13 protein-coding genes are annotated in these 13,720 nt (G+C 57.5%); 10 read left to right on the forward strand and 3 right to left on the reverse strand.

The genetic code is table 11. The features are described from left to right. Positions 1–113 precede the first annotated feature (113 nt). The gene (locus AAAK34_RS14395) at positions 114–1,256 is read right to left on the reverse strand and encodes a CoA transferase (protein ID WP_231695797.1); all 1,143 of its coding nucleotides are present in this window, start codon (positions 1,254–1,256) and stop codon (positions 114–116) included. A 208-nt stretch (positions 1,257–1,464) separates the two neighbouring features. Between AAAK34_RS14395 and AAAK34_RS14400 the strand changes: the two genes are divergently transcribed. Both AAAK34_RS14400 and AAAK34_RS14405 read left to right on the forward strand, forming a co-directional pair. Beyond that, on the forward strand, positions 1,465–1,692 hold the full coding sequence (locus AAAK34_RS14400; protein ID WP_231695796.1) for a hypothetical protein: 228 nt from the start codon (positions 1,465–1,467) through the stop codon (positions 1,690–1,692). A 550-nt stretch (positions 1,693–2,242) separates the two neighbouring features. Further along, entirely contained in the window at positions 2,243–3,100 is an 858-nt protein-coding gene (locus AAAK34_RS14405) for an NAD(P)-dependent oxidoreductase (protein WP_431777419.1), read from the forward strand. Positions 3,101–3,152: 52 nt separating this feature from the next. Here AAAK34_RS14405 and AAAK34_RS14410 read toward each other — a convergent pair whose 3' ends face one another. Further along, positions 3,153–3,680 carry a disulfide bond formation protein B gene (locus AAAK34_RS14410; RefSeq protein WP_431778026.1) on the reverse strand — a complete coding sequence of 176 codons (528 nt, stop codon included), beginning with the start codon at positions 3,678–3,680 and terminating at the stop codon, positions 3,153–3,155. 211 nt (positions 3,681–3,891) lie between these two features. On the opposite strand from AAAK34_RS14410, the gene AAAK34_RS14415 reads away from it, so the two are divergent. From AAAK34_RS14415 to AAAK34_RS14435, 5 genes are all read left to right on the forward strand, one after another. Further along, positions 3,892–4,719: an IclR family transcriptional regulator gene (locus tag AAAK34_RS14415; RefSeq protein ID WP_431777420.1), complete on the forward strand. Its 828-nt coding sequence runs from the start codon at positions 3,892–3,894 to the stop codon at positions 4,717–4,719. 128 nt (positions 4,720–4,847) lie between these two features. Next, a complete protein-coding gene (locus AAAK34_RS14420; RefSeq protein ID WP_431778027.1) occupies positions 4,848–5,765 on the forward strand; it encodes an MBL fold metallo-hydrolase in 918 nt (305 codons plus the stop codon). Between the two features lie 140 nt (positions 5,766–5,905). After that, positions 5,906–7,573: an FAD-dependent oxidoreductase gene (locus AAAK34_RS14425; protein ID WP_231695791.1), complete on the forward strand. Its 1,668-nt coding sequence runs from the start codon at positions 5,906–5,908 to the stop codon at positions 7,571–7,573. A gap of 11 nt (positions 7,574–7,584) precedes the next feature. Continuing rightward, positions 7,585–7,818: a DUF2783 domain-containing protein gene (locus tag AAAK34_RS14430; protein ID WP_231695790.1), complete on the forward strand. Its 234-nt coding sequence runs from the start codon at positions 7,585–7,587 to the stop codon at positions 7,816–7,818. 45 nt (positions 7,819–7,863) lie between these two features. Further along, on the forward strand, positions 7,864–8,409 hold the full coding sequence (locus AAAK34_RS14435; RefSeq protein ID WP_231695789.1) for a VOC family protein: 546 nt from the start codon (positions 7,864–7,866) through the stop codon (positions 8,407–8,409). 130 nt (positions 8,410–8,539) lie between these two features. On the opposite strand, the gene AAAK34_RS14440 is transcribed toward AAAK34_RS14435, so the two are convergent. Next, positions 8,540–9,832 carry an O-acetylhomoserine aminocarboxypropyltransferase/cysteine synthase family protein gene (locus tag AAAK34_RS14440; RefSeq protein WP_231695788.1) on the reverse strand — a complete coding sequence of 431 codons (1,293 nt, stop codon included), beginning with the start codon at positions 9,830–9,832 and terminating at the stop codon, positions 8,540–8,542. A gap of 292 nt (positions 9,833–10,124) precedes the next feature. Between AAAK34_RS14440 and AAAK34_RS14445 the strand changes: the two genes are divergently transcribed. The 3 genes from AAAK34_RS14445 (at position 10,125) to AAAK34_RS14455 (ending at position 12,493) form a co-directional block, all read left to right on the forward strand. Then, positions 10,125–10,397, forward strand: coding sequence for an oxidative damage protection protein (locus AAAK34_RS14445; protein ID WP_231695787.1), 273 nt, complete (start codon positions 10,125–10,127; stop codon positions 10,395–10,397). Between the two features lie 141 nt (positions 10,398–10,538). Next, positions 10,539–11,972 carry a tRNA (5-methylaminomethyl-2-thiouridine)(34)-methyltransferase MnmD gene (mnmD, locus tag AAAK34_RS14450; RefSeq protein WP_431777421.1) on the forward strand — a complete coding sequence of 478 codons (1,434 nt, stop codon included), beginning with the start codon at positions 10,539–10,541 and terminating at the stop codon, positions 11,970–11,972. 11 nt (positions 11,973–11,983) lie between these two features. Next, entirely contained in the window at positions 11,984–12,493 is a 510-nt protein-coding gene (locus tag AAAK34_RS14455; RefSeq protein ID WP_431777422.1) for an FAD-dependent oxidoreductase, read from the forward strand. The last annotated feature ends 1,227 nt before the right edge of the window (positions 12,494–13,720 follow it).

Consider the following 13,720-nt stretch of genomic DNA (forward strand, 5'->3'; position numbering starts at 1 on the left):
TTCAACGGTGACGACTGCTTCCTTGATACTTTGGCAAAAAGCTCTTCTTCGCGGCGCCATCAGGTTGTACGACTTCCATATCTTTATACCTGCCTATCTTTCACCCATGCGCCTTAGCGCCTGACCACCACCGAAGACTCGGTCTCGCCCAATGCAGGAGCCGTGGGCGCTGTGGTGCCTCGCAACTCGGGGCAAATTGGTAACGGCAATGCAGGGATCTCTGCGCCTGTATCACTCACAATCCGTACATCGAACAACCCGCGCTCTCTAAAATGCGGTACTTCGACCGCCTCTTGCAGTGATTTCACCACCGATGTGCAAGCATCCACGCCCTCAAAGAGCTTGATCCATTCATCTGCCGTACGGCTGGCAATAATGGCAGCGATTGCTTCGCGCGTTCCTTTCGGATCGGCTGCATCGTTGATCAACTGCGGCGCCTGGATCACCCTCAGAAAGTTTTCCCAGAATTTCTGCTCCAGCGGCGCACAAGCCAGGAAGCGGTCGTCCTTCGTGCGATAGACCTGATAGCGAGGCGTGCCGCCGGTCACGAGGTCACCACCCGGCGTGGGCCATTGACCCGTAGCAAACCCGTTGCCCAAGCCCCAGTAAACAAGCGGGAACAAGTTGTCCGCCATAGCCACGTCAATAAAGCAACCTTGTCCCCCGCTGTCCCGCGCGCGAAGCGCCAGTAGGATATTCATCATGGCTGGGTAAGCTCCCGCTGCCAGGTCGGCGACCAGCACATTGGGCAATCCGGGGGATCCGTCCGCCCCCGCTGTAAGAGACATAAGGCCCGTTTCGGCCTGGTAGTTGAGATCGTGCGCGGCCACATCAGCCAGAGGTCCGCTTTGGCCCCAACCGGTAATAGCGCAATAAATGAGGCCTGGGTTGATCTCCCTCATAGCCTCATAACCCAACCCGAGACGCTCCATCACACCCGGTCTAAACTGTTCGACAAGCACATCAGCCTGTCGAACCAACTCGATAGCCTGCCGCACTCCTTCGGGATCTTTCAGATCCAGTGCAATCGAACGCTTGCCGCGGTTCAACAACGCGAAATTGACGCTATCTGAACCAAACTTGGGTTCGTAGGAGCGCATCTCATCGCCCCTCCCGGGACGCTCGACCTTGATCACTTCTGCCCCAGCCTGGGCTAGGAATAGACTGCACATAGGACCGGGCAGCAGTGTGCTGAAATCCACTACACGTATGCCGGCCAAAGGGGCTTTTCGTTCCGCTTCGTTTCTTTTGCTCATGATCCCCCTGTAGCAAACACCGTGCCACGGACCCTACGCTGGGTCAAGACATCCGATGAGCCGCGAATGTCTCCCCGGAAGACATCTTGTGTCACAAGTTCGAACACTCCATTCCCTAACGACTCCCAGGGAAGGCTATCTACAGCCGCAATCAGGCGAGCAAGCGCCTTGCACCAGACGTGAAATCCACCATATTCAGGAGTTTCTAATGCTTGCCGTTCAGGTTCATCAACCCGGTCCACTCGACAGCCATCACGTCGAGGAAGTACCAGATCTCACGCCAGCTACTGGCGAGGTGCTGGTAGACATCAAAGCTGCCGCCGTCAACTGCCCCGACCTGCTGGTGGTCACTGGCCGCTACCAGACCATTCCACCATTACCATTCACCTCTGGTTTGCACGAGGCGCCTTCAAACTTAGCGATCGCGTACTGGTGACGGGAACATCCGGAGCCATCGGTCAAGCCTGTGTGCAACTCGTTGCAGCTATGGGCGACACCGCGCTTGCAGCTGCGAGAAACCTCGAGCGCACTCGCAAGCTTTTCGCAGTTACACCATATCATTTCATTGATCTCTCCGCGCCGGAACTGCGCACAAGTTTGCGGGGTTCAAGTGCACGCAGTTACCCCAGGTCAGGGTGCGGACTTCGTTATAGAGACCCTGGGAGGCCACACATTCGTCGCAGAGCTGCGAAGCATGGCTTGGTGTGGACGTATTGTCACTGTCGGCTTTGCTTCAGGCCAAATTCCTGAAAGCAAGGCTGGCCATCTGCTGGTGAAGAACATCGCAGCATTGAGTCAGCAGTGGTCCGACTACAGGGATCGCCAGCCGGAACTTATGGCCTTCTCAAAGAAGCAGCCGATCAATATGGGCATTCCGCTCATGGGCACTTTGTCGCATCTAGTGGTGGAGATCATTGCTAAGAACATAGGCGCCGTGCTACTGAACGTGGATTACAAAGGCGCTGCGCCAGCAATCACAGATGCACATGGGCAGACCCATGACGGCGAACCTGCTCAGGGCGGTACATGCGGTGGTCGCCTACGATCTGCAGCAGGAAAAAGTCGACGCAGCGGTGCGTTTGGGAGCGCAGGTGGGCGCCAACCCTGCGGATGTGGCCCGGCGCTCGGCCGTCATGATCTCGATGGTCGATACGACGTCACAGGCCGAGGGAGTCATCATCGGCGCGAATGGATTTATCAAGACAGCAATCCCGGGTGATCTGGTGATCAGCATGAGCACGGTCGATCCGTTCGCGTTGCAACGCATGCATCAAGAGCTCGCTGCAATGGGCATTGCACTGATCGACGCGCCTGTCAGCGGCATGGACAAAGGCGCCCGCGAAGGCACCCTGAAGGCCTTCGCCGGGGGAGACGCGGCTGCGCTCGAACAAGGACGCCCGGCATTAGATGCCATGTGCTCAGAAATAACGCACATTGGCGCCATCGGCCAGGGTTGTGTCATGAAGATAATCAATAACATGCTCGCCCAGATCAACCGGATCGTCGTAGCTGAAGCATTGGTTCTGGGCGCCAAGGCTGGCTTGGATCCGAAGGTGATGTTCGATCTGGTCGGCAAGGCCACTGGAAACAGCGCCGCCTTCCAGATCTATGCACCACGCATGATCGCTCATGACCTCAAAGGTAGCCGGATGGACATTACTTTTAAAGACATGGAACTACAGACTGCCCTGGGGAAATCGCTGAAGGTGCCGTTGTTCATGGTCACAATCGGGCAGCAAGTTTGCCAAATGGGCCGCGCCGCCGGCTACGGCAGCGAGGATGGAAGTGCCGTCGTGAAGGTTTACGAACAGTTTGCTGGGATGTCCTTGGCAGACGCACCATGATTTGGAGCGAAGTCTGATAAAGAGACTGTCCCGAGCCTGAGCCCCGCCAATTTCAGGCGCTCTTTACTTCGTCATTCCGCCGCGGCACGCGCAACAGAACAGCGATGATAACCACCGCAAAAACAAGAAACCACACGAACGACCAGTTGGCAATGGTGCCGCCGAGGAATGTCCAGTCAACTGCGCTGCAGTCGCCACTGCCCTTGAAGATCATGGGGATGGCGCGCTGCAAGGGGAATGATTCGATCATGCCGAAGATGTCTCGCCCGCATGTGGCGAACTCTGGCGGGTTCCACTGTAACCAGCTCTGGCGGGCTGCAGTGAAGGCCCCGATGAGAGACATGGCCACTGCCAGCAACCCCCACAGGCGCCACCCGCCGGGCTTACTGGAGAACGCTGCGAAGGCTGAAAACACCCCTACGATGATCAGCGCGTAGCGCTGCACAATACACATGGGGCACGGATCAAGCCCGACGACGTTCTGAAGATAAAGAATGCCAAATGCCAGCATGGCTGCGCTGATCACAGCAATAGACGCGAAAACCCGACGCGGGTAGGAGAAAAAAGACTTGAGCAAGATGCTTTCCTGGTGTTTTTTTGCATGAACTGCCCGGACTCATTCCACCCATTCAGGGCAGGAGGAAGCGCAGTAACACGTTCTTAGTGACCATCAGGTCACTAGAGGTTCCACATTGTTGATTATCTGCTGCCTTCAAAGACACCCGTAAGCCCCTATTCATGCTACTTTCGCCAAGTCAGCAGGCAGTCAACCGACGTTTCCAAGCATGCCCATGTCTCGAGAATTTTCCGTTCCTTCATCCACTACCGATGAGCTACCCGCCGAGTCCAAGCGACAACGCCGCATTCAATCCATTGAGGTTGGCATGCGAGTTCTTGACGCGCTGACCCATGCCGCACAACCTCTGCCTCTAAAAGAAATAGCCCGCCTTGCGGATATGCCGCCCGGCAAGGCGCACCCGTACCTCGTCAGTTTTATGAATGTGGGACTGGTCAAGCAGCACCCCCTCACGGCACTGTACGAGCTCGGCCCGGGAGCACTCACGCTCGGGCTGGCGGCCCTGCAGCAGCTCGACCCCTTGACTGAAGCCAGCCAGGAGGCCGCCCTGCTGGCCACAAACTCCGACTTGAGCATCGCCTTGGCCGTATGGGGACAGCTCGGCCCTACAGTGGTTCGGCTGGACGAGCCCAGATACCCTCTACACGTGAACTTGCGCGTCGGTACGGTGATGTCACTCTTCAACACCATTACCGGGCGTGTTTTTGCCGCCTACCTGCCCGAAAAAATGGTTCGCACCATGCTGGAGGACGAACACCGCCGTGTGGTGGGCGGCGCCTCCGCAGCCTTCGATTCACCCGAAGTTCAACAACTGCTCGCTGAAATTCGCGCCACCGGTATGGGCAGAGGCCTTTCGATGCCTCAACCAGGCGTCAATACTTTGTGCGCGCCAGTGTTCGCAGCGGACGGCAAGATCGCGCTGGTCATGACCATGATCGGCCCCCAGGGCGTGTTCGACGCCAGCGTTGACAGCCCAGCGGGCCGCCAACTGCGCGAACATGCCAGCCGAGCCTCGAGACGACTCGGATACAACCCGATTTAATTAAACACTGTCGAATCTATTGACCAATAACAAAAATCAAGGGAAAATTCAGTTCACAGCAGCCACGACGGAGACTTTCCCATGAGTGAAAAAAATTCGCATCCCACGCCGACCTTGAAGAAAAGCAGATCAGCTGGGACAAACTCTCTGACAATGCGTATGCCTACACGGCCGAGGGCGACCCGAACACCGGCATCATCATTGGTGATGACAGCGTCATGATCATTGACGCCACGGCCACGCCGGTGGCTGCGCAAGGGGTCATAGAAAAGGTGCGCCAGATCACCGACAAGCCCATCAAGTATGTGGTGTTGACTCATTACCATGCGGTGCGGGTGCTGGGTGCCAGCGGCTACAAGAGCGAGGGCCTGGAGCAGATCATTGCCAGCCAGGACACCTATGATCTGATCGTGGAGCGCGGCCAGCAAGACATGGATTCGGAAATCGGCCGCTTCCCTCGCCTGTTCCAGGCCGTTGAAAGCGTTCCCGGCCTCACCTGGCCCACCATCACATTTAACGGCGAGATGACCCTCTGGATGGGCAAGCTGGAGGTGAAGATCAAGCAGGTAGGGCGCGGCCACACCAAGGGTGACACCATTGTCTACCTGCCCAGCCAGAACATCTGCTTCTCGGGCGATCTGGTGGAAGCGGATGCTGCCTGCTATACCGGCGACGCCTATCTGGCGGATTGGCCCCAAACGCTCGACAACCTGGCCGCCATGAAGTTCGACAAGCTTGTGCCTGGCCGTGGCCCCACCCTGATGAACCCTGAAGCTGTGGCCAAAGGGCTCAAGTACACCCGAGATTTCATCAGCGCGCTCTACAGCAGTGCCCAGGAGGCTGTTGCCCAGGGCATGGACCTGAAGGCCACCATGGCGCACACCCGCAAGAAGATGGATCCAGACTTTGGCCATGTCTTCATCTACGAACACTGCCTGCCTTTTGACGTGACCCGCGCTCATGATGAGGCCAGCGGCATCCGCGACCCACGCATCTGGACAGCCGAACGCGATCAGCAAATGTGGCACGCTCTTCAGCAAGAGTAAGCACCGAGTCTGAAACCGAGCCTGGAAATTATTCTTTGAGGTCGGTTTCTGCCCGAACGACCGGGGACAGCTCCCCGGGTTTGCCTTCTTACCCGTAGCACTGAGCGCCCGACGCGCAACCAGAATAATGGAGACCAACGGTGCAGAAAACCTTCACCTACCCCAAGTTCGAGTTCGTACGCCCGCCCGAACTCGCTGAAGGGCGGCCCGGTCACTACCCTGTGGTGGTGGTGGGCGCCGGCCCGGTCGGCCTGGCGACAGCCATCGACTTGGCACAGCAGGGGCAAAGCGTACTGCTGCTAGACAACGACGACACCGTCTCAATAGGCTCCAGAGGGGTTTGCTACGCCAAGCGCGCCCTGGAGGTGCTCGACCGCATGGGTTGCGGCGAAAGCTTTGTACAGAAAGGTGTCTCCTGGAATGTGGGCCGAACCTTTCTCCGCGAGGGCGAGGTATTCAACTTCAATCTACGGCCTGAGGAGCAGCACCAGCGCCCAGGCATGATCAACCTCCAGCAGTACTACCTGGAAGAGTACCTGGTTCAGCGCACGCAGCAGTTGCCGAACCTGGAGAAGCGGTTCCAGAGCAATGTCATCTCGGCAGTGCCCGGCGAGGACAAGGTCACTGTGCGGGTAGAAACGCCAGAAGGCCCCTACTCTCTCACCACGGATTGGCTGGTGGTAGCTGACGGCGCACGCAGCCCCATTCGCTCCATGCTGGGACTGGACATTGAAGGCAAAATCTTCATGGATCGCTTCCTCATCGCTGATGTGGTCATGAAGGCAGACTACCCCGCAGAGCGCTGGTTCTGGTTCGATCCGCCTTTCCACCCAGGCCAATCTGTACTCCTGCACAAGCAGGCCGACAACGTCTGGCGCATCGATTTTCAGCTGGGCTGGAATGCCGACCCAGTGGAAGAAAGAAAGCCTGAGAAGGTCATCCCCCGCATCAAAGCGATGCTTGGCGACGAGCGGGAGTTCGAACTTGAATGGGTCAGCATCTACACGTTCCAATGCCGACGCATGAACAGCTTCAACCATGGGCGCGTTCTGTTTGTGGGCGACGCCGCGCATCAAGTGTCACCCTTCGGTGCCCGAGGAGCGAACAGCGGCATACAAGACGCTGATAACCTGGCCTGGAAGCTCAAGCTCGTCATGGAGGGCAAAGCGCCCGCCACACTACTGGACACCTACACTGAAGAGCGGGGATACGCAGCAGACGAGAACATCATGAACTCGACGCGCTCGACAGACTTCATCACGCCAAAGAGCAACACGAGTCGCACCTTCCGCAACGCCGTGCTCGAACTGGCTGCGAGCTACCCGTTTGCCCGCGCATTGGTCAACTCAGGGCGTCTGTCGGTTCCGAGCTGGCTGGCCGACTCGCGGCTTAACACCGCTGACACCGACTCCTTTGCTGGCCAGATGATTCCTGGTGCGCCCATGGCAGATGCGCCTGTTCGCACACTTCAGGGGGAAGGATGGCTGCTGCACGAAGCAGGCAACCGCTTCCAGGTGCTGCACTATGTGGAAGACGCCAGCGCGATCGATGCAGACACGGCTCAGTCCATGGCCGAGCTGAATATCAATGGCATAGATGTTGAGCCAGTCGTAGTGGCACGAACCGGTCAGGCACCTGCTGGAATCAAAACCCTGATCGACACCAATGGGTGCATTGCCCAGCGCTACGATCTTCAGCCGGCCACCACGTATTTGATTCGACCAGATCAACACGTGGCCGCGCGCTGGCGTGCATTTGATTTTCAAAAAATCAAGGCCGCCGTTGAGCGTGCCACCTGCAATGCCTAGGAGTTGAAGCCATGCCCCTGAACACTCAACCCAACTTCTCCGAACAAGGTAAGCGCTACTTTCAGGCGTATTCACCCGGAGATGATTTCTACGAAGCGCTGATCGACACCCACCGAGACTTGAACGACGAGCAGAGCGCCATGGTCAACGCCCGCCTGATCTTGCTGCTTGCCAACCACATCGGCGATATTTCGGTGCTGCGTGAGGCGATGAAAATCGCCCGTGATGGCATCGAAGCACAATAGCCTGAAACCTGCAGTCTGAACGATATTTCCACAAGGAGACTTACCGTGGCCATCATTGAAAAAATTCACCATGTCGCCTATCGCTGCAAGAACGCGAAGGAAACCGTTGAATGGTATGGCAAGTACCTCGACATGAACTTCATTCTCGCCATTGCGGAAGATGAAGTACCCTCCACCAAGGAGCCTGATCCCTACATGCACGTGTTCCTCGATGCGGGAAACGGCAACGTGCTGGCTTTCTTTGAGCTCCCCACCCGCCCAGAAATGGGGCGCGACCCCAACACCCCTGCATGGACTCAGCACTTGGCACTGAAGGTGGATTCAGTGGACACCATGCTCAAGGTCAAGGCCAAACTTGAGGCAGATGGCATTGAAGTGATCGGCCCCACCAACCACACTATTTTCCAGTCCATCTATTTCTTCGACCCCAGCGGCCACCGACTGGAACTGGCGGCCAACACCTCCACGCCCAAGATGGACAAAGCGCTGGACGAAGTCAAATGGGAAATGCTCAACGAGTGGGATCGCACCAAGAAGGCGCCTCAGCATGCACGCTGGATGCATGACGGTAGCGCTGTGAACTCAAACTGACATCCACCTGCCCCAGACAGTCCGCCAACCCCTGCGGACTGAACTTTTCGGGCCCGACCCGAGCCCGCTAGCGCAAGTTGCAGCAGGCGCTCGCGAGACTTGGTGAGCCAAATCCAGCGAGCTGCTTTCCTCACACTTTGGCGAGTGCTTGCTCCAGATCGGCCAGCAAGTCGTCGATATGTTCAATACCCACGCACAGGCGGACGGTTTCTTCCTTCACGCCCGTCTTGGCCAGTTCTTCAGGAGACAGCTGGCGGTGCGTCGTGCTTGCCGGATGTGTAGCCAGGGACTTGGTGTCACCAATGTTGACGAGGCGCGTGAACAGTTGCAGGGCATCAAGGAATCTAGCACCCGCTTCACGACCACCTGCCGCGGCCTTGACACCGAAAGTCATCAGGCCTGAGGCACGGCCTTTCATGTAGTGTTGCGCCAGCGCGTTATCTTCATGATCGGCCAAGCCTGCGTAGCTGACCCACTGCACCTTTGGATGGTTTTGCAGGAATTGTGCAACCTTCAGGGTGTTTTCGCAGATGCGATCCATGCGCAGTGCCAGGGTTTCAAGGCCCTGAATGATCTGCCAGGCATTGAACGGTGAAAGCGCAGCACCTGTGTTGCGCAGCGGCACAACGCGTGCGCGGCCAATGTAGGCAGCCGCGCCAAGAGCTTCGGTGTACACCACGCCATGGTAGCTCACATCAGGCTCGTTCAGGCGAGGGAAGCGCGCCTTGTGCTCGGCCCATGGGAATTTTCCGCTGTCGACGATGGCGCCGCCCAAAGTGGTGCCGTGGCCCCCCATGTACTTGGTGAGCGAGTGGATGACAATGTCCGCGCCGTGTTCGATCGGGCGTACCAGGTAGGGCGAGGCCACAGTGTTGTCCACGATAAGTGGTACACCATGCTTGTGGGCGATCGCAGCCACGCTGGCAATATCGGTCACGTTGCCGGCCGGGTTGCCGATGGTTTCAACGAAAACCGCCTTGGTCTTGCTGTCGATCAGCTTCTCGAAACTGGCCGGATCACGGTGATCGGCGAATCGGGTTGTAATGCCCAATTGCGGCAGTGTGTGCGCAAACAGGTTGTAGGTACCGCCATACAAAGCGGTGCTGCTGACGATGTTGTCGCCGGCCTCGGCAATGGTCTGAATGGCGTAGGTGATCGCCGCCTGGCCGCTGGCCACCACCAGTGCGGCAATACCGCCTTCTAGCGCAGCGACGCGCTTTTCCAGCACATCGCAGGTCGGGTTCATGATGCGCGAGTAGATGTTGCCCGACACCTTCAGGTCGAACAGGTCTGCGCCATGCTGAGCGCTGTCAAAGGCGTAGGCCACCGTCTGGTAGATCGGCACGGCCATTGACTTGGTGGTGGGATCAGGCTGATAGCCCGCGTGCACCAGTTGCGTCTCAAATTTCCAGTTATCGGACATAAAAATCTCCACTTCCAATGAAATCAATGGCCGCCTACGGCCCGGACTAAGAACGTGTTAACGACCTCTGCGCGAGGACCCGCGAGGAGAACGCAAACAGGTTCCGAAGAGGTGCTCACCCCGTCGATCCTACCCTTTCAAAGCCCTTGTATTCAAAGGTTGATAAAGTCGAGGGTTGGATCGCGGATCGAACGAACCCGACATTCTGAGGGCTCCACCGCGAAAATCAAACAACTGCTTTGTCAGTTGCAAATAACCCATCTACACACAACCCACACAAGAGGCAGCGCATATGGCACGCATGGTGAATTGCATCAAGCTCGGCAAGGAAGCCGAAGGACTGGATTTTCCGCCCTACCCCGGCGAGCTCGGCAAGCGTATCTGGGAAAGCGTCAGCAAGGAAGCCTGGGCCGGATGGCTCAAGCACCAGACCATGCTGGTGAACGAGAACCGCCTGAACCTGGCCGATCAGCGCGCACGCCAGTATCTTGCACGGCAAATGGAAAATCACTTTTTCGGCGCAGGTGCGGACCAGGCCATGGGCTATGTTCCGCCCAGCGCTTGAGTGTGCGCCCAGCCAACCATCTCGACGCAGGCAACGCGACGCGCTTCATGGCTGTGGCTTGAGCGAAGCCCCCAACGCAAAGCTTACTGAGACTCGATGCCCTCCGAGGAGCCCAAAATCGTTGTCTGGCGAGAAGACGGCATGCCCGCCAACCCCCGATTTGGGGATGTATACCGCAGCAAGGGGGAACAGGGTGATGCCGGACTGGTGCAGGCTCGGCACGTGTTTCTCCGTGGCTGCAGTTTGCTGGCAGAGGGCAAACATGCCGCTTGGGCTGATGCGCCGAGCTGGCAGGTGCTTGAAACGGGGTTCGGCCTTGGCCTGAATTTTCTGGCTACTTGGCATGCCTGGCGGGCTGACCCAGCACGGCCCAAACGCCTGTTTTATAGCGCTGTGGAGGCTTGGCCGCCAGAGGCTAACGATATTCTGCGCAGCGCCGCCCCGTTCAACGAACTGATGCCGTTGGCGCAGGAGTTGGCCAGCCAGTGGCGCGGCTTACTACCGGGCGTACACCGCCTGGAGTTCGAGGGCGGCCGCTTGCAGCTTACGCTGGCCGTCGGCGAAGTTCAGCCGATGCTGGCCGAACTCACTGGTCAGTTTGACAGCATCTACATAGACGGTTTCAGCCCTGCGCTCAACCCGGACATGTGGAGCCTGCACACCTTGAAGGCGGTGGCGCGCCTCGCCAGACGTGGCGCATGCGCCGCCAGTTGGTGCGTAGCCGGCGAAGTGCGAGAGCGACTCATTACCTGCGGATTTTCCGTGGAACGCGTTCCGGGATTGCCACCAAAGCGCCATGCCCTTCGCGCGAAATTCGAGCCACGCTGGCAACCCAGGCTACGGGCGCAGGCTCTCGCCATACCTTTGCCGACTATTGACTCGCCCCTTCGCTGCACCGTGATTGGCGGAGGTTTGGCGGGGGCCTCTTGCGCCTACAGCCTGGCCCAGCGTGGCTGGCAGGTCACCGTACTGGATCGGGCTCCTGAACCTGCGGCCGGCGCCAGCGGATTACCTGCGGGCGTCGTGGCGCCCCATGTTTCTCCCGACGATCGCCCGTTGTCACGCCTGAGCCGTGCCGGTGCGCGGGCCACGCTGAAGCGTGTCCAGTTGCTGGCCCGTGAGGGTGTCGACTTTGCACTCACAGGTGTGCTGGAGAGGCACGCGCCGGGTGAGCGACGGCTTCCCACGCCTTGGCTGGATGCTAATAACTCAAAGGTGTCCCGCGCCACCACCCATGCAGCCGGTGATCGATTGACCCTTGAAAAGGCACAGCAGGCGTCTGTTCCTTTGAACGACACTCAACTTGCCCTGTGGCATGACCACGCAGGCTGGATCAAACCGGCCGCACTCGTGCGCACCATGCTGGCTTCTTCGGGAATTACGTGGCGCGGAAGCCAGGCGGCAGACCGGCTTGAAAGCGCTAACGCTGGGGTTTGGCGCGTGCTGGACAGTGCGGGGGCGGTGCTCACGGAGTCAGAACTCGTAGTTATCGCCGCTGGCTTTGACACCAGAGCACTATTGTGCGACCCGGGGAAGCCTCTGCCCTCCCCCTGCATGCATTGCGCGGGCAAGTAGCTTTCGGCCCTATGCCGAATACTGAATTCGGCGCATCAATACCCAACTTCCCTGTCAATGGTCATGGCAGCCTGATCGGGCATGTACCGAGCGCCGACGGCCCCATCTGGGTCACTGGCTCGACTTTCGAACGCGGAAACCCGCGCGCCGAATTGAGTGAAAAAGATCATGCCCACAACCGGCAGCGCCTGAAAGAACTCCTGCCAGCATCTGCTGAAGTGCTGGACAAGCAGTGGGCCGATGGCCGGGCGAACAGTTGGGCTGCCGTGCGAGCCACGCTGCCAGATCGACTGCCTGCGGTGGGCTCATGGGGCGCCTTACCTTCTGCGACCAGCGACACCGATACTCCTGAACGTAAAACCCTACCGCTTCAGCTTTGCACCGGCCTGGGTGCACGCGGCCTCACCTTGGCCGTACTCAGCGGCGAGATCCTCGCCTCATCGCTCCACGGAGAGCCGCTCCCGGTCGAGCGCAGCCTCGCTGAGCGCCTGACAGCAGCGCGCTGGCTGCAGTCGAAATAAGCCAACACCTCAATAGAAACCCGCGGCTCTGAAGCGAGCCAGCGGGAGCGTCCTGCTGCGTCTGTCTGACGACCGAGCAAGCATCCGATCGACTGCAGGGATCGCCTTGAGCCCCAGACTGGCGCCCTCGCGCTGGCTGCAGGGCAACCCAACCTGCGCTCAATCCGCTTATACTAGTACTTTTGTTATCTTTTAATGATAATATATCTAAACTTATCATTTTTATTGATACTTTAATACTCTTTATAAGACACGCGTCGTGGACCTCCTTCTCGGACGCTCGAATCACTTGTGCGAATGCAAGCGAAGAAGTTTCCGAACCGAGCACCTCGAGAAAACCATCCTGCACACAGCACTACAAATCCTCCGCCCTGTGACGCCGGACTCCTCATCTTGGAGTGCCCACTGTCCTTTTGACATCCACGACACCACTCATTAATTTAAATATTGGCCCGTCACACCCATCAACTAGCACCACGGACATCCATGAATTCACACTATTTAAAAATAATTCTAGCGGCAATATTTCTCGGAAGCATACATGGATGCGCCACGCTCTCTGCATACCACAGCTTAGCCTACACCCCAAGCGACAACCCGAACATATCCCTTCTAGCATGGGAATACTCAGATCGAAGACGACCTTCATTCACAAGTGAAAAAAGAGAATTCGGAGACTTCAGCCACGGATTCAACCAAATAGGCGAGAACATAAAAATCACTTGGCGCAACAAAGCAGACCAAACAACACACACAAAGACCATTCCAATAAAAAGCGCCCTGCCAATTAATATGCAAGGAGCGGAAATAAGAATTCACTTCAACGAGTTAAACCAACCCGAGATTTACGCGATTTACCATAATCCAGATCAATTTCATACAATTAAATTCAAAGGGCACATATATAGCGCCAAACTAGTTCGCATGATATATCCAAGAAAGATAAATATCAACACTACCACAAATAGCATAAACTAATATTCTATGCCCGAGATTTATCCAGATCAAGAATCGCAAATCAAACCTTCGGAACGCATTGATCCTCCAGGCACATCTCGCCCCCTAACGCTTCAAGAGCATTCAATAGTCACAAAGAACCTTGATCGTGCTGATGCCCTCCCCATCAAAACCCCATCGAAATTTCATTTCCATGGGTCCTTCGACGGAACTTGGAATGTACGAGGAAATCCGGATTATTCCGGAAGCGTTGGCGACACAGGCGTTTCA

Source organism: Ottowia caeni (assembly GCF_050821495.1).
Lineage (GTDB): Bacteria > Pseudomonadota > Gammaproteobacteria > Burkholderiales > Burkholderiaceae_C > Ottowia > Ottowia caeni.